The sequence below is a fragment of the Fictibacillus sp. 18YEL24 genome (genome assembly GCF_015903855.1).
Lineage (GTDB): Bacteria > Bacillota > Bacilli > Bacillales > Fictibacillaceae > Fictibacillus > Fictibacillus phosphorivorans_C.
In genome coordinates this window covers 831,902-848,656 of sequence record NZ_JACZDT010000002.1, presented here as the reverse complement: position 1 = coordinate 848,656, position 16,755 = coordinate 831,902, and the positions used below count along the sequence as shown (strand labels likewise).

14 protein-coding genes are annotated in these 16,755 nt (G+C 40.0%); 4 read left to right on the top strand and 10 right to left on the bottom strand.

Annotated elements, in window-relative coordinates; translation table 11 throughout:
* Positions 1–101: 101 nt before the first annotated feature.
* Positions 102–1,337 carry an aminopeptidase gene (locus HU823_RS09515; RefSeq protein ID WP_197221941.1) on the bottom strand — a complete coding sequence of 412 codons (1,236 nt, stop codon included), beginning with the start codon at positions 1,335–1,337 and terminating at the stop codon, positions 102–104.
* A 167-nt stretch (positions 1,338–1,504) separates the two neighbouring features.
* Positions 1,505–2,395 carry an STAS domain-containing protein gene (locus tag HU823_RS09510; RefSeq protein ID WP_231607353.1) on the bottom strand — a complete coding sequence of 297 codons (891 nt, stop codon included), beginning with the start codon at positions 2,393–2,395 and terminating at the stop codon, positions 1,505–1,507.
* 428 nt (positions 2,396–2,823) lie between these two features.
* Here HU823_RS09510 and HU823_RS09505 point away from each other — a divergent pair, with 428 nt between their 5' ends.
* Together HU823_RS09505 and HU823_RS09500 are read left to right on the top strand one after the other, a co-directional pair.
* Positions 2,824–5,211 (top strand): immune inhibitor A domain-containing protein, encoded by a 2,388-nt coding sequence (locus HU823_RS09505; RefSeq protein ID WP_197221939.1) that lies wholly within the window; start codon positions 2,824–2,826, stop codon positions 5,209–5,211.
* A gap of 81 nt (positions 5,212–5,292) precedes the next feature.
* The gene (locus HU823_RS09500) at positions 5,293–5,673 is read left to right on the top strand and encodes a hypothetical protein (RefSeq protein ID WP_197221938.1); all 381 of its coding nucleotides are present in this window, start codon (positions 5,293–5,295) and stop codon (positions 5,671–5,673) included.
* 337 nt (positions 5,674–6,010) lie between these two features.
* On the opposite strand, the gene HU823_RS09495 is transcribed toward HU823_RS09500, so the two are convergent.
* From HU823_RS09495 to HU823_RS09465, 7 genes are all read right to left on the bottom strand, one after another.
* A complete protein-coding gene (locus HU823_RS09495) occupies positions 6,011–9,133 on the bottom strand; it encodes an MMPL family transporter (protein WP_197221937.1) in 3,123 nt (1,040 codons plus the stop codon).
* Between the two features lie 15 nt (positions 9,134–9,148).
* Positions 9,149–9,601, bottom strand: a complete 453-nt coding sequence (locus tag HU823_RS09490; RefSeq protein ID WP_197221936.1) for a MarR family winged helix-turn-helix transcriptional regulator — start codon at positions 9,599–9,601, stop codon at positions 9,149–9,151.
* A 177-nt stretch (positions 9,602–9,778) separates the two neighbouring features.
* Entirely contained in the window at positions 9,779–10,300 is a 522-nt protein-coding gene (locus HU823_RS09485; protein ID WP_197221935.1) for a DinB family protein, read from the bottom strand.
* On the bottom strand, positions 10,257–10,496 hold the full coding sequence (locus HU823_RS09480) for a hypothetical protein (RefSeq protein WP_197221934.1): 240 nt from the start codon (positions 10,494–10,496) through the stop codon (positions 10,257–10,259). The genes HU823_RS09485 and HU823_RS09480 overlap by 44 nt, the downstream gene beginning before the upstream one ends.
* A 162-nt stretch (positions 10,497–10,658) precedes the next feature.
* Positions 10,659–11,672: an LLM class flavin-dependent oxidoreductase gene (locus tag HU823_RS09475; protein WP_197221933.1), complete on the bottom strand. Its 1,014-nt coding sequence runs from the start codon at positions 11,670–11,672 to the stop codon at positions 10,659–10,661.
* Positions 11,673–11,773: 101 nt separating this feature from the next.
* Positions 11,774–12,778, bottom strand: a complete 1,005-nt coding sequence (locus HU823_RS09470) for an LLM class flavin-dependent oxidoreductase (protein ID WP_197221932.1) — start codon at positions 12,776–12,778, stop codon at positions 11,774–11,776.
* A 116-nt stretch (positions 12,779–12,894) separates the two neighbouring features.
* The gene (locus tag HU823_RS09465) at positions 12,895–14,118 is read right to left on the bottom strand and encodes an EAL and HDOD domain-containing protein (RefSeq protein WP_197221931.1); all 1,224 of its coding nucleotides are present in this window, start codon (positions 14,116–14,118) and stop codon (positions 12,895–12,897) included.
* 217 nt (positions 14,119–14,335) lie between these two features.
* Here HU823_RS09465 and HU823_RS09460 point away from each other — a divergent pair, with 217 nt between their 5' ends.
* Positions 14,336–14,866 carry a general stress protein gene (locus HU823_RS09460; protein ID WP_144698137.1) on the top strand — a complete coding sequence of 177 codons (531 nt, stop codon included), beginning with the start codon at positions 14,336–14,338 and terminating at the stop codon, positions 14,864–14,866.
* Positions 14,867–14,883: 17 nt separating this feature from the next.
* On the top strand, positions 14,884–15,090 hold the full coding sequence (locus HU823_RS09455) for a CsbD family protein (RefSeq protein ID WP_144698135.1): 207 nt from the start codon (positions 14,884–14,886) through the stop codon (positions 15,088–15,090).
* 56 nt (positions 15,091–15,146) lie between these two features.
* On the opposite strand, the gene HU823_RS09450 is transcribed toward HU823_RS09455, so the two are convergent.
* Entirely contained in the window at positions 15,147–16,577 is a 1,431-nt protein-coding gene (locus HU823_RS09450) for an LVIVD repeat-containing protein (protein WP_197221930.1), read from the bottom strand.
* Positions 16,578–16,755: the final 178 nt, after the last annotated feature.

Genomic DNA, 16,755 nt, shown 5'->3' with positions numbered 1-16,755 from the left:
CCGGAAAGCGAAGCACCTGAAACGGAAATCAACTACTTTCATAGGCTGCCAAAGATTCCATGAACAAAAAAAAGACCCCAACAGCGTGGAGTCTTTAAAATTTATATCGCCCAATTTCCGTTTGTGAATAACGGAATGCGTTTACCATCCTCATATTCAGCCTCAATTTCAAGATCTGCAGAACCGATCATAAAATCAGTATGGCCGCGGCTGAAGTTGATTTCTTTTTCTTCCATCTGCTCTGGTGAAAGATTTCCTGCATCCTTCACTGACATCGTAATGGATGTTCCGATCGCTAGATGGCATGAAGCATTTTCATCATACAACGTGTTATTAAAGGTGATGCCTGAGTTTGAGATCGGTGAATCGTGAGGAACTAATGCCACTTCACCTAAATATCCCATTCCATCATCGATGCTAAGCAGTTGTTTCAACGTGTCGTATCCTTCCTCAGCAGTGAAATCTATCACTTTTCCGTCTTTAAACGTTAAACTGAAATTATTGATGATATTCCCCATCGCTGAAAGTGGCTTAGAGCTTGAAACTTTACCGTTTACACCATATTTTCTTGGTGTTGTGAAAACTTCTTCCGTTGGCAAGTTCGGGATATAGTAAGTTCCGAACGTTGAATGGTGACCTCCACCGATCCACGTGTGATCTGGGTGAAGATCGATGCTTAAATCGGTACCTTCTGATTTATAATGCAGCGTTTTGAACTGCTGTTCGTTTAAATAGTTCACTTTATCTGTCAACGTTTTCACATGATCGTCCCATGCTGCTACCGGATCATTCTGATCAACTCGAACAGTTTTGAAGATCGCTTCCCATAATGCATCTACCGCTTCTTCATCATTTTTGTCTGGGAAAACGCTCTTAGCCCAGCCAACAGTAGGTGCACCCGCGATTGCCCAGTGCATATCTCCTCTTAATTGTCCTGCCGAGAAAGCTTGAAGTTTCTCACCACGATTTTTTTGAACGAACATCATGCGCTCAGAAGGAACACCTTTATAAGCATTCGGATCATTTCCTGTAATCATCAAAAAGCAATCATGATTTTCCACAAGACTGTTATATTTGTCAATCTCCCAAGACGGCAAATCATTTTGAAGAACTTCTTCTGCAGCAAGCGTTAGGTGAATGCGGCTTGTTTGTGTATCCGTCCAATCCACCATCACTCGTTTACAACCGTTCTCATAGGCATGCTTCGTTACCTTGCGCGTAAATTCTGCCGTTTCAATTGGCGAACTGATAAGCAACCTTTGCCCTTCTTTTAAACCTAATCCAACCTTTATCACTAATTCAGCGTATTGATCCAACTTCTCTTCAAACGACTTCATTATTTCCCCTCCGATTGGTAAATACATAAAAACGACTGATAAGTTTATATTATTTTAATTATATAAAAAAAAGAATATTATGACTACTGTTTTATTTAATACTTCTAGGAAGCAAGCCTTTATAAGGTAATCAATTCTCAATAACAAATGATTAAAAAAAGAAAAGATCACATAACACTCTGTGATCTTGAATGATTATTTTCGTTTTTGTTTAGGCTGAATCCGATTTGAGTCAGTGCGCTCTCTAAATTGTTCGTGATCATGATCCCTTTGAAATCCACATCAACATATAAAGTGGTTATGGCAAGATCGGGTCTGAACCCTGTAAGAATTGGAGTGACTCCTATTAACCTTAACAACTTCACGATGTTCAACAGATATTCACTAACAGAGTTATTGATTCTGCTCACTCCAGATAGATCGATTATCATGTGTTCGAGTTCTAAATTCATGCTGCTTTCAAGTGTGCTTTGAATGATGAGTTCTGCTCGATATTCATTAATATGGCCAATGATCGGAAGGATCGCAACACCTTTTGTTAAAGGAACAATCGGCACTGAAATTTCTTTTATCTCTTTATTCGCCTTATCAAGCTCTAAAACGTAAGTCAACAACGAAGACATCGTCTGGAAAAGCTCGACATGCTGATCGGTAAACTCAAATGTTTTCGTATCAAGACCACAGATAGTCCCGTAATTTTCACCATCTTCATAATAGATCGGAATCGCAATAAAACTTCCCCCGCCTAAATCCGCTGTCACATTCAGATGCTTCGTCCGTTCATTTTGCGTAATATCCTCAATAAGAAGAATATCATTGCCTTTATCTACGCTCACTTTACAGAACGTTTCTTGAAAGGGCATTGTTTCACCTTCTTGAATCAATACCGTATTCTTATTTACAGCTTTTTTGATCTCATTTACTTGTTTGTCATTCTTGGCAATAAACAACGTATTGATGTTGATAAGTTTGCTCATAAAATGAAGAATGTTTGCAGTTGCTTCGTCAAAGTTTTTAACCGATTTATTTTTAAGTGCTGAATTTAGATGAATAGACAAAGTAAATGACCAACCTTTCATTTCTATAAATCATTCTGTCTCAATCCCTTGATGGTCCACCCCTTTATTTACCCTAAGTAAAATGAAATAAACATTTCAGTCAAACATTTATAGTGCGTTGACTAAAAGATCAATTAAAACTTAGATAAAAATGATCTAAGACAGTTCTTGTATGAGGGATGTTGTTCTTCTGTGTCTAAAGAACTATATGAAAACTCCTAAATTAAAACATTCTTCACCATTTTTTCAAATTAAAAGTGTTTGAAAATAGTTCTTTAAATAGTAAATACTCCCTATTCTACATAAAAAACACGGGAGTTATCTCCTATTCTAGTAGATGGATTATCGTGGTAACATTTTGAATACACGGAATTATCCGACAATATATGTCGGTTTTCGGTAACTACTACGATTTAGGGGGAATCTTGGTGAAAAAAGGGAAATGGGTATCTGCTGCACTCGCTACAATGTTAAGCTGCTCTGCTTTTTCAAGTGTTAGTGCTGCACCAGCAAATGTTTCATCTGATGTGAAAGCAACACATCAACACGACGATCATAAAGGTCATAAGCACGGAGGCGGTCCTTTTGATTTAGGAATCGCCAATGATGAAAAGTTGATCGAAATGTTGAAAAAACAAGGCGAAATCAGTAAAAACGCATCTGAAGCAGATGCACAGAAAAAATTACAGCAATTCTTACACAAAAAACAAGAGAACGCTTCTAAATTCTCTGAAGGTGCACTAGAAGACGAACATAGTGAAAAACGTAAAGAAATTAGAAGTAAGCACAAAAAAGAAGGACTTAAAAAAGACGGTAAAAAAGAAGATAAGATTAAAAACGTAAAAGAAGAAAAGTGGAAAGGACAAAAGCGCGTTGATAACGTTCTTGTTCTTATGATAGAGTTCCCAGACTACCCTGCTACAAACATTAAAGCAGATGAAACTGATATGTTTTATGAAGAATATCCTAAGAAACACTATGAAGACTTAGTCTTTGGAAATAAAGGTTATAAAGGGCCGAACGGGGAAAAGTTAATCTCCATGAAACAATATTATGAACAACAATCTGGTGGAAGTTATTCTGTAACAGGTAGTGTTGGAGGTTGGTATAAAGCTAAACATCCAGCAGCTTATTATGGAGGAAACGTACCTACTCCAGATGGTAATGACAAGGACGCTCGTTCTCTAGTAAAAGAAGCGCTAGAAGCGGCTGCAAAAGATCCTAACATTAACCTAGGAGACTATGACCAAGAAGATCGCTACGACTTAGATGGAGATGGCAATACACGTGAAGCTGATGGTTTAGTAGACCACCTTATGATCGTTCACTCAAGCGTTGGTGAAGAAGCTGGCGGAGGTGCACTTGCTGGTGACGCAATTTGGAGCCACCGTTGGAACCTTGGTTCACCTTTCCCAATCGCAGGCTCAGAGTCTGAAGTTGATTATTGGAACGGTATGATGGGTGCTTATGATTATACGGTTCAACCTGCTGATGGAGCAGCTGGCGTTTTCGCTCATGAATATGGTCACGATCTGGAGCTTCCGGATGAGTACGATACACAGTACACTGGCCAAGGTGAGCCTGTTGCATACTGGTCGATCATGTCTAGCGGAAGCTGGGCTGGTAAAGTTCCTGGTACTGAGCCAACTGGATTTAGTGCTTGGTCTAAAGAATTCTTACAATCGTATATCGGTGGTAATTGGTTAAGTGGAGAAACGTTCGTTTACGAAGAGATCGACCGTAAAGGAATCGACGTTCTTCTTGATCAGGCAAACACGAAAGGTACGAACAATGATGCCGTTCGCGTTGATCTTCCACAAAAAGAAACAGTCGTTAACAAGCCGTATAGCGGTGCGAATCAATATTTCAGTGGCAGCGGAGATGACCTAGACAACTCATTAGTTACATCTCTTGATCTTACAAAAGCTTCAACAGCTACACTAAACTTTAAAACATGGTATGACATTGAAAAAGATTGGGATTATGCTTCTATCAAAGTGAAAGAAGAAGGAGCAAAGGATTGGGTGACTGTTAAAGGTAACCTGACTACGGATACGAATCCAAACGAGCAGAACCCTGGCCATGGTATTACAGGAAGCACGAACGGTGAATGGGTGAACGGAGCGTTCAACCTATCTGCATATGCTGGTAAGAAAATCGACCTGAAATTCAACTATTGGACGGATGTAGCAGCAACAATGCCTGGATTCTTTGTAGATGACATTTCTGTAAACGTTGATGGAACTGAAGTATTGTTTGATAACGCTGAAGGGACATCTACATTCAAACAAGAAGGCTTCACAAAGAACCAAGGTAAATTCTATTCTGATCATTACTACTTATTAGAATGGAGAAATCACCAAGGTGTCGATGAAGGTTTGGCTCACATCGCACGTGGTAAGAGCTTAATGTCTTATGATGGCGGACTTGTTGTTTGGTACGTAGACAACAGCTACTCTGACAACTGGACAGGCATCCACCCTGGAGATGGTTTCTTAGGCGTAGTCGATGCAAACCAAGAAACTCTTAAATGGAGCGATGGAAAAGTGGCTTCAACTCGCTACCTGATCCACGATGCTGCGTTCAACACGGATAAAGGAAAGCCAATGTTCCTAGATTACAAATCAATCAATGGAACATCGCTTACAGATAACGCGATCCATCCAAACTCCGTATTCAATGATAAAGATGACTACTCTAACCCTGGACTTCTAGACGCTGGACGTAACGTTCCACAATACGGCCTAAAGTTCTCAGTAGAAGGAAAGAGTAAAGATAATTCTGTAGCGAAGATCAAGATCTCTCGCAAGAAATAAACATTCATTCATAAACCCAACTGTATACATGCAGTTGGGTTTTATTTTCCTAGGGTGAACTGTTAATAAGGAGGGTATGAGATGAAAAAGTTTGTACGCGTATTTTTAACGGTTTCTACACTGATTTTTCTTATGAGCTGCAGCACACAAGAAAACGATAATCTTCCTGGGAAAAAGGAATCAGAAGAAAAGGCAGAATCTGATCAGAAAGATTCCTCTGATTCTAAATCTGCAGAACAAAACGAGGTGACTGCCATGATTGCAAACGATGAAAAAATAATACAGATGCTTAAAAACAAAGGCGAGATTCCTGAGGATGCCACAACAGAAGAAATCAACAATGCTCTTCAAAAATATCTGCAACAAAAGAAGCCTGGCAATCTAGAGGATGAAAAAGCTAAAAAGAAATACATCGAGGAATTGAAGCAAAAGATTCAAAAAGAAAGTAAGACAGCTGAATAGCAAACAGCATATAAGAGGCTGTTTTCGTATTCAGTGTTGCTTTTGAAAGTAGTTGATTTTCGTTTCAGATGCTCGCTTTCCGCGGGGCAGACGGTGAGCCACATTCGTACGTTACCGTATAAGTGTCTCACCTGCCCGCCTGTCCTAGCCGAGAGTCTCGCAACTTCCACTACAATCAAAAAGTCAAAGAAGGAATAGAAAAAGACTTAAAAGCAACAATCTTTTAGAACGCATTCAATATAAAAGATTTAAATCAGCAACATTCTAATAAAAAGACAAAAAAAGATGGTTTAAAGTGTCTAATCTTAGAGCACTTTACAACCATCTTTTTTATTGCTTAGCTTCGTTTATAAGGCCACCAGTTTGCTTCTCCAAAGTTCTTAACTAGAACCGGAATGAGCAATGGCAGAACGACAAATGCGTATAGAAGCAATCCTACTAAGATGATGGACGCGATCTGCAGTAATGAAAGCATTCCAGAAGGCATCATCGCAGCAAACGTTCCACCTAATATGATAACGGCGGAAATGATAACCGTCCCCATCTTTTTCATAGCAAGAAGCATCGCATCGGCAACCGTAAGATCTTTATATTCATTAAATCGATCCATTAAGAAGATGCTGTAATCAACGCCTAGCGCCACGAGGATTACGAATCCAAAGAATGGTACAGCCCAGCTGATTCCTGTATATCCTAATAGGTTTACATAGATGAATTCGTTGATCCCCATTGACGTGTAGTACGTTAAAATGAGTGAACCGATCAAGTAGACAGGCATGATCAAAGAACGGAATAAAAATACGAGAATAATTGAAATTCCTACTAGCATTAGCAGAACAGTTCTTGAAAAATCATTGCTAGAAACCGTCTGCAAGTCAGCGTTTGAACTCGTGATTCCACCAACTGCCACTTTCGCGTTCTCTAACTCCGTTCCTTTCGTCACTCGATTGATTGCTTCTTTTATCTCATCTACTTCATCTATAGACTCGTTAGAATAAGGGTTGATTCCAAACACAACATCCATCGTCATCGTTTTGCGATCTTCTGATAGATAAGCATCCAGCGCCTGTTCAAAATCCTTGCTTTGAAGCACCTCTTCTGGCATATAAAAAGCACTCTTATCCTTTGTTTCGGCTAGATTGTTCAAATAATCTTGAGCAGAACCTAAACCATCTGAAACTTGATTCAACCCGTCAGCACTCTGATCTAAGCCAGTCGTTAACTGACTAAACTGACCACCAAGATCCTCAAATCCTTTTAACAGCTCCTGCTGGCCATTATTGATACCGTTTAAGCCGTTTGTTAGTTTAGGTACATTATCAACGATCTGACCTTGACCATCTGCTAACTGCCCGAGACCTGATTGAAGTTGATTCGTTCCATCGATCACTTGCTGCAGTCCGCCAATAATGCCTTGTTGGTACCCGTTTATCTCTTGAAATTTACCATTGGCTTGTTGAACGCCTGATGAAACTTGACTCAGCCCATTGTTTAATTGATCTAAGCTACTTTTTATACCGGGCAATTGATTTTGAGTAGCTTTCAATGTGTTCTTTATCTTCTGATACTCTGCATCGTTATCCGGAATTTCATAACGGTCTTCTAACGCTTGAAAGTCTTGATCCGTAATGGATGCCAATGCAGTATTCAAGCTTCCTAATCCTTGCCCTAGTTTTACGTAGTTTGATTGAATCGTTGATAGATTTGATCCTGCTTGTTCATAACCCTGCTGAATCTTTTGATAACCAGACAGCAGCTCTTGTTGTTTAGATTTTATCTGTTGTAATCCCTTTTGTGCGTCAGCTGCTCCCATCGTTCCTTTTCGGATGCCATCTTCTATCTTCACCAAATTCTTTTGAATCTCAGTTAAACCAGCTTGAGTAGCACTTGTGCCGTCGATAAGCTGCTGAATGCCGTCAGTCGCACCAGTCAGCTGCGGCTCAGATTTTGATAACTCTCCGCTCGCTTCCATAAGCCCACTGCTGATTTTATTGATCCCTTCTTTTCCATCACCGAGGCCATCCTCCAAGCTTTCTGCCTGCTTGTAGACGAAGAAATCTTCAACAGGTTCGCCTGTAGGTCTAGAAACAGATCTTACTGAATCAACATGGTTAACCTTTTCTAGTTCCTGACTAATTTTTTCAGCAAGCTCCATGTATGAAGTCGAGTCCATCTTTTCATCATTTTTTATAACGATATTGGCTGGCATCGACTCTCCCGCTCCAAAGCTTTTTTCAATCACATTAAACGCTTGGATCGAAGAAACATCCCCTGAGATTTCTTCTAAAGAGTTAAAGGATAGTTTCCCATCATACGTTACAAGAAATGGTACGCAAATGACCGCAACGAGTATGAGCGACAACAACGGACGTTTTAAAGAAAAGTTCCCTGCAACGGCCCAAAGCTTGCTCTCACCATGCTCTGCTTTTTTCTTAGATGGCCAAAAAATCTTCTGACCTAAGACCATCATAAAAAATGGAACGATCGTGAATAGAGCAACTAATAGTATTCCTACACCAACTGCGACGGCTGCTGCTGATTGATAAAGAATAAATTGTGAAAAACCGATCGCAGCAAATCCGATCATTACCGCCAAACCACTAAAGAAAACGGTACGTCCAGCCTGACGATACGTTGCGATGATCGCTTCAGTTTTACTTTCTGTGAGCGTTAATTCTTCTTTATATCGACTTAGCAAAAGAATACAATAATCTGTCCCGATTCCAAACAATACAGCGACCAAAAAGATCTGTGTATAATTGGAGATCGGAAAGTCGAACGAATCTACTAACATCGCCACGATCGATTGTGAAGCAAGATACGTCACACCAACGGTTAGCAATGGAATGAGTGGCGCAACTACAGATCTAAATACTAAAAGCAATACGCCTAGAATGAATACTACCGTAATGCCTTCTGTCTTTTTAAGTCCCTCTTCAGAACTTTTCACAAGATCTTCGTTGATCATCCAGTTACTTGTGTAATAGTGCTCTACTTTGTTGTCTTCAATCGTTTTATATAGAGCTTCATTCACTTCACTTGGCTCTCGGTCGTTCCAAGCTACTTTTAAAGACGTTAAGATAGAGTTTCCATCTTTTGATACTAATTGTTCCTCAAGACTTTCTTCGTTAAAATGAGTCAGAATTTCCGTGATTCCTAGCTCTTCTTTATTCTTTTCAAGTTGACGGATCGCACGCTCAACTTCTTTTTTATCTGCAGCACTAAGCCCTTTTTCATCTGTAAAGACAAGTGCTACCGAAGACTCATCTCCACCGCCTTCTTGTTCCTGGACGTCGCTCATAATGTCTGAAGCTAGTGATGATGAATAGCCGTCTGGTACATCGACTTGTCCTTTTTCTCGTACCAGTTCTGCCATATTTGGTGCCGATAACATAAGAACGGCAACGACAGTGATCCATGCAACAAGCACAAGCCATTTTTGTTTTAAAATAAACCGCACGATTTCTCCCCCTGCCTATTGTTTTTCCTGAAGTCCCGTTAAGATGTGATTGATCTTTTCGTACGTGTCAATAAACTGTTTGATCTCCTGCTCTTCAAACTGAGTAATGATGGATTCTACTAAGTTATAGATTCTCTCTTCAGTTTTCTTGTAAAGTTCGAGTCCCGCTTCCGTTAATGTGAGATAAACGACGCGGCGATCATTTTGATCTCTCGTTCTCTCGATCAAGTCTTGATCCCACAATTTTGTGATTACAGCTGTAATCGCGCTTTTTTTCACATCAAAAACTTTTGCTAGCTCTGTTGACGTGCAGTTCTCTGTCTTGTAGATGTATTTCAATGTATAAAATTGATCATTTGAAAGTTCACTCTGTAGCTGTTCTTTTACAAGGGACTCCCCTTTTTTATGAACCGCAAATGTGAGATCGATATAACGATCAACAAGTTCTTTAATGGATAGTTGTGACATGCAGATCCTCCTGTTGGTTCATTTTTTTAACTGTTCAATCATTGAACTATCTATTTCCAGATTTAGATTACATGGTGGACAAGCAGCTTGTCAATCACTCTGCTACAACTTTTACAGAGATCTGTTTAAACGTAACAAAAAAGACATATCTCTTTAGATATGCCTTCATCATCAAACTTATGAGGTTTGCTTATTTTCTTGTAGTGAATAGAGATAAAAAATATAATCGATCGATGCTCCTTTATAGCCTAGCTGATTGACGATCGCCGAAAGATGACCTCTATGATACGTGCCATGGTTTACGATGTGCTGTATAAGATCAGCATAGGTTGAATGAAGTGTTCCGAAGTGTGGATGATGAACGGTGATATCAGCAGATAAATCTTCATTTCCTCTGATGAAGTTGTGGTAGTCTTCAGACATGCCTTCAAACTTCATTTGCATGTTTTTTAGATCTGCAGCATTTAATTCTTCGTGTAGCTGTTTTATGGAGTTAAAAATATCTTCGAAAGTCTCCCCTTTTAGTACCTGTAGCCATACAAACTCGACTTGATACATGTGTACGAGAACATCGGCGATTGTAGGAAAAACACTTTCTACCTCTTTTCTGTACATTTCGGTTGGGAGTTCTTTTAGTGTGTCAAAGACTCTCTTATTAGCCCAAAAGTTGAATTGGTGAAGCTGTAGCGATTTGTCCATCGTTCATACCTCCAAGTTTGTTTTTCAAGGTACTAATTTCGATATTGGGATGGAAAACTCCTTTAAAAATGCAAACAAATGTTCTTTTTATTAGAAAGCTGTTTTGAACGTAGTTGATATCCGTTTCAGGCTGCTCGCTTTCCGCAAATCTGCAAGCGACATATACCCAGCTAAGTATTAAAAAGTCCCAATCCATCAGTTTTCTCTCTTAATCCAAAAGTTTTATTGTTTTATCCACGAGTTTTGCTTCTCAATCATAAAGTTATCCGCGAGTCTACAAACTTCGACAAACTCAGTAACTCAAATACCCCAACAAAAAAGCGCACTCCACTAGGGAGTACGCTGATCACCACACATTCTATTTTACGATTTCAGATAACAACTGGAATGAACGCAATCTTGCATCATGGTCATAGATCTGGCCATTTACGATGATTTCGTCTGCCTGTGTTTCGTCTAAGAACGCTTGGAGCTTGGCTTTGACTGTTTCAGGACTACCGATGAAGGATGTGCGTAACTGCTGATCGAGTGCCGCTTTTTCATACGGACTCCAGATGCCGTCCATGCTCGCAACAGGTGGTTTCAACTTTGTTGGGTTTCCTCGCACTAAGTTGACGAACTGCTGCTGAAGAGAAGTAGCGATTCGTGCTGCTTCCTCATCTGTATCTGCGATTACCACGTTCGCTCCAACCATCGTATACGGCTGCTCAAGTACTTCTGATGGGGTGAACGTATTACGGTATAACTCTAGAGCAGGAATCGTATTATCTGGCGAAAAATGACTCGCAAATGCAAACGGCAGTCCTTCTCTACCTGCCAACCGTGCACTAAATCCGCTTGAACCTAAGAGCCAGATCGGAATATCTTGTCCTTCTCCAGGAACCGCTCTAACTTTCATCGGTGAGTCTGCTCGGTCTGGATCCAGATACGTACGCAGCTCATCTAACTGATACGGAAAATCATCACCCATGTTGCCGAGATCACGGCGAAGTGCTTGTGCTGTTACCTGGTCCGTTCCTGGTGCTCGACCGAGTCCAAGGTCGATTCTACCGGGATACAGTGCATCAAGTGTACCGAATTGTTCAGCAATCACGAGTGGGGCGTGATTTGGAAGCATGATCCCGCCTGAGCCGACCCGAATTTTAGAAGTACCTCCTGCCACATGTCCGATCACTACAGAAGTGGCAGAGCTCGCGATCCCAGGCATGTTATGATGTTCAGCTAACCAATAACGGTTGTATCCCCATTTTTCAGCATGCTGAGCGAGATCTAACGTATTTTGAAACGATTCTGTTACCGTTCCGCCTTCAACGACCGGCGCAAGGTCAAGAACTGACCATTTTACATCACTCAAACTTTTTTTATTGGACATCGTAACGTCCTCCTTATTTAAAGCAACAAAAAATTAGCTACTATATTTTAATAATTCGCTACTAGTATAACAAGTTTGCTTTCTTAAATAAAAAATACTGCTTAGTCCGTTATGGATAGGACATGGTTAGCTATTAATTCGTATGACTTTATTCGGTCCTCATAAGAGTGAGTAATCGTCACAATCATTATTTCATCTGCATTATACGTTTCTTGAAGTCTATATAGTTCTTTCTTTACCTCTTGGGGGTTGCCGATAATCATTTTTCTTTTCGCTTCAGATATGAATCGTTTCCGTTCTTCTCTTGAAAAAGAACGATGTGCCTCATCTATAGTCGGAACGCCATTTCCTTCGCCAGAAGCATTCTGTTTTCTCCAAAGAATACCTGGTAATGCGAGTTCCTCAGCCTGTTCTGTTGTCTCTGCACAAATCACAGACACAGCAACAATCGTATTCGCTTTTTTTAATGAGATACTAGGTATAAACGTTTTTTGATAAGAGGCTACAATCTCGGGTCCTAATTTTTCACTCATAAAATGACCGAACGCACAAGCTGTTCCATATTCAGAAGCTAGATCCGCACTTCTTTGGCTTGTTCCAAGAATCCATGGAACGGGTGTTATATCAGGGACTGGAGACGGCTGAATTTTAGAAAACATATCGTCTTCTAGAAAATCATTACGCAAAAAATGCAGCAGTTGTTTAGTCAATTCAGGAACTTTTCGAACATTCTCCAGATAATTGCCCGAGAGAGCGATCGAAGCTTCTGCCGATCCTCCAGGGGCACGACCGATCCCTAGATCAATTCTATCCGGAAAAAGTGTAGCAAGCATGTTATACGTTTCCGCAACTCTGTATGGTTTATAATGCGGTAAAAGCACAGCTCCTGCGCCGAGACGCATCTTATTTGTGTTTGCTCCAATATAGCTCAGCATCACTTCTGGTGCTGAACAAGATAAGCCGCTAAAGTTATGATGTTCCGCGATCCAATAACGTGTATAGCCAAGCTTTTCTCCCTCTACTGCCAGTTGCATAGAAGCTTGAAGAGCATCTTGTGCACGTTTACCGGATGAGATTGGGGATTGATCGAGTATGCTTAATTTCATCGCCTACCTCCTCCTATACATGTTTGTATTTTACTCCAAAGTCTCATTCTTTACTTTCTTGGAGATTATCAAAATAAAAAAGAACCCCAATCTGAGGTTCTTGTCTCCTAACAATACTAGACTCTCACTCCTGTATCCGCTTTTACAAATTGATCAGCAGATAATGTACTTGCTCGGTAATGCGTATAGAGCTCAGCTTCTGTCAAATTCATCTTGCTGCATATCGACTGAATTTCCAGCCATGAACCTCTCTCCAAACCTTGTACAATATTTAATGCAAGATTATATGAGTCCTTGTTGCCTAAAAGAGCTTCAGCCAGTTCATTCGTTATCGGGAGATCAGCTATCACATCTTTCATGTCTTTACTGAGCAAAGTGTCGATAAGAGAAAACATTCCGAACATGTAGAGATGATTTTTGGATACACCTACAACTTTGGCGATGCGTTCAAAAAAGAATGCGCGCGTAAGACTCATCTTTACGATTTCTAATCCATTATCAACTCTGTTCAAACTCGACATCATCAAGATCATGACAAGCTTTTTAATTTCATATAGTCCAACTAAGACAACAGCTTGTTTGATCGTTGTGATCTTACTTTTAAAAAAGTAAGTACCAGAATTCATCACTTTTAAAAGCTTATAAGAAAGTGAGAGATCACGTTGGATCAAACTGCTGATCTCATGAATATCTGGATCCGAACCATTCAACTTTTCCAATAGCAAAAGATAGTTCGTTGGAATAGGAGCGATATCCTTTCCTTGCAATATGACGGGTCTGCTAAAGAAATAGCCTTGAAAGTACTCAAATCCAAGCTCTTTAGCTTCTTCGAATTGCTCACGCGTTTCAATCTTTTCTGCTAGAAATGTAATCTGCTCGCGGTACGTTTCAATCATGCTCTTCATTTCTTGGACGTCCATTAACAAATAATCTACTTTAATAATATCGATATAAGGAAGCACTCTATTCAAGTTGCGGTTTACCGATACATCATCGAGTGCAATAATATATCCTTTATTCTTCAACTCTTTACAGACCTCAAGCACTTCGTCCGTTAAACGGACATCCTCTAAGATCTCGACAACGATATATTGAGGTGAAATATACGTTGGAATCCGATTTAACAACAGATTCTCCGTAAAGTTGATAAAACATTTCTTGCGTTCTCCGACTTCTTTAATCCCGATTCCAGCAAAACTGTTCACCATAACATCAATCGTTGCACTATCATGATCCAACCCATCATATCTATTGTTCTCACTGTTTCTATATAAAAGTTCATAAGCAACAACGTTCTCATCTTTGTCTAGGATCGGTTGTCTGCCAATAAAAATATCCATTTCAATCCCCATTCACATTCAATAATCATTTTCCTTTATATAGACATCAAACCATAAATTGTAAACAAGCACAATACGTGTTTTGGTGTTAAATGCTTCCAAATGTTGCGTTGCATCTTTTATGTATACTTTTGTCGAACCTGCAAGTTCATGTTTCATCTCAATAGTCAGTGGGAACACAAACTACGTACTAATCTTCTACAAAAGGAGGAAATCGATGGATACTCATGGTAAAGTAGTTGGCGTTTTCCGTTCAGAAGATGATGCGATCGATGCCATTAAAAAACTGAGAGAAGAAGGTTATGGTGACAATGAAATCTCAGTGATCGCAAAAGACAAAAAAGAAGTTAAACACATTCAAGAAGAAACCGGCTCAAAAGCTCCTGAAGGGGCTGCCACAGGTATGGCTACAGGTGGTATTCTTGGAGGACTTGGCGGGCTATTATTAGGTGCAGGTGCACTTGCTATTCCAGGAATCGGGCCGATCGTAGCAGCAGGACCCATTGCTGCAGCACTTGGTGGAGCAGCTGTAGGTGCTGGAGCAGGTGGAATTGTCGGAGCTCTTGTTGGATTAGGAATTCCTGAAAATGAAGCAAAAGAATACGAACAATCAGTCGAAGCCGGGGACATTCTCGTTCTCGTCGACACGAATGAAGTAAGCCGACATAGACAAGTTAATGATACATTCCGTACGTACCGTTCTACAAATGCACATCGTTATGAAGATTCATATTCCAACAAATATTAAAAGGAGGATGATTCAACATGAAAAACGATACAATGGAAGGCAAGTGGAAACAGTTTAAAGGTGAAGCGAAGAAACAATGGGGCAACCTGACAGATGATGATTACGATCAAGCACAGGGTGACCGTGAAAAGATGATCGGAAAGATTCAAGAAAGACACGGAAGAAAACGTGAAGAAGCTGAACGTGAATACGACGATTGGTATAGCAGAATGGAGCAATATTAAAAATAGTAGAACCCCACTAAGTCAGCACTTAGTGGGGTTTGTTTTGTGGTCTTATCTTATCTAATAAGAAAAGATTGTAAGTTCATCTTTTTTATATTCGGATCCGCTTTCTTCTGCAAAACTTTTAATCCTTGTCCCATATCGGATGCTAAAATATAGTTTCGATCTACGAATACACCCCATACGTTAGCCTTATCTGACACGTATGAACCTACTTCAACTGGAGTTGCTGGATTCGTAAGGTCAACCATACGGATACCATCAGAATAATGAGAGAGATAGAGTGTATTTCCTCTTACTTTTGGATCATGAACCGTATATGTTCCAGGTTTGCGCTCTCCTGCTTTAATCTGAACCATCGAGTTTAGCGTTCTGAACGTACTTAACAGAACAGGGTTGCTCTTATCCTTTATATCATACACACGAACATATCCCCAACCTCTTTCAAATCCCGGGTCATGAGGATCCGGATTAAAAACTTCTCTCGTTTCAATTAAAATATTTCCGCCATGAGCTAGTGCAGCTGAATGTGCAGCCCCTTGAACATCACGTTCAAATTTTGTTCTCCCTACAAATTTAGGATTTGCAGGATCTTCAATATTTAAGATAATCGTACCAAGATCCCAATAAGAGAGATATGCATATTTACCTGTCTCATCCGTGATGACACTATGTAAAAATGCCGTACGCTGTGCACCTGTCTCATCTTCATATTGATAATCACCATTAAAACTACCGCCTACTTCAGTTGGATCCCAGTTTGAGAGTTCTTTCGGTTTACTTGGGTTAGTCACATCAACGATTGAAAAGTCATGTACATCAACCCCATCTTCCTTATAACGATGAGCTTGATAATTCGTTGCTAAAAGTAAGACTTTGTTGTTCTGTTCTGTTAACCAATGTTCATGCGTCCCGGTAGGAAGATTAGAAGGCGTTTTCCAAAATCCTAGCTTTTTCGGTTCTTTAGGGTTGGTAACATCGTAAAGCACAACTCCACCATTTTCAGAAGTCTCCCCTTCATACCCATAACGTTCTTTATCTACGCGCTGAACACTTACAGCAGCTAAATCACCTTTAAATGACGGAGTACTTACAGATTGAACGATTACTTTTTCCTGCCATGTGCCAGGAATATCATTCGCAAGAACGGCAACTTCTTTAGGATTTGCAGGATCCTTCATATCAAAAATCCTTACTCCCTCATTTGTCATCTGACCACGGTGTGTACCAAGATATGCATAACCTTTGTACGCATATACGTCTGCAGTTGTAGCAGGTTTTCCTTTTAAATCTTTTAGCGGAACAGCTGCCACCTCTTTAAGGTGCTCAAAGTTCTTTGATCCTTCTACTTTTGGAATTCCACCAAACGTAGATTCACCAGCTTCAATGTAGCTTTTTTGCCCATTCTCACAAGCTAAAGCAATTCCTCCACCTGCTAACGAAAGTGCAAGTGTACTCAATAAAATTTTTGATGCAAATTTGTTCATATCCCTATAGCCACCTCCATCTTAATAGTTCCTACATTAAAGGAGTCAAGCATAAGAAAGAAGTGGTAAATAGACTAAATATTCCGAATTTAGAATGTGAAAAATTACGTGATTTTGTCTTTCAACAACGGGACTATCATCCTGCTAAATGCTAAAAGCATAAAGAAAACCCTGAACT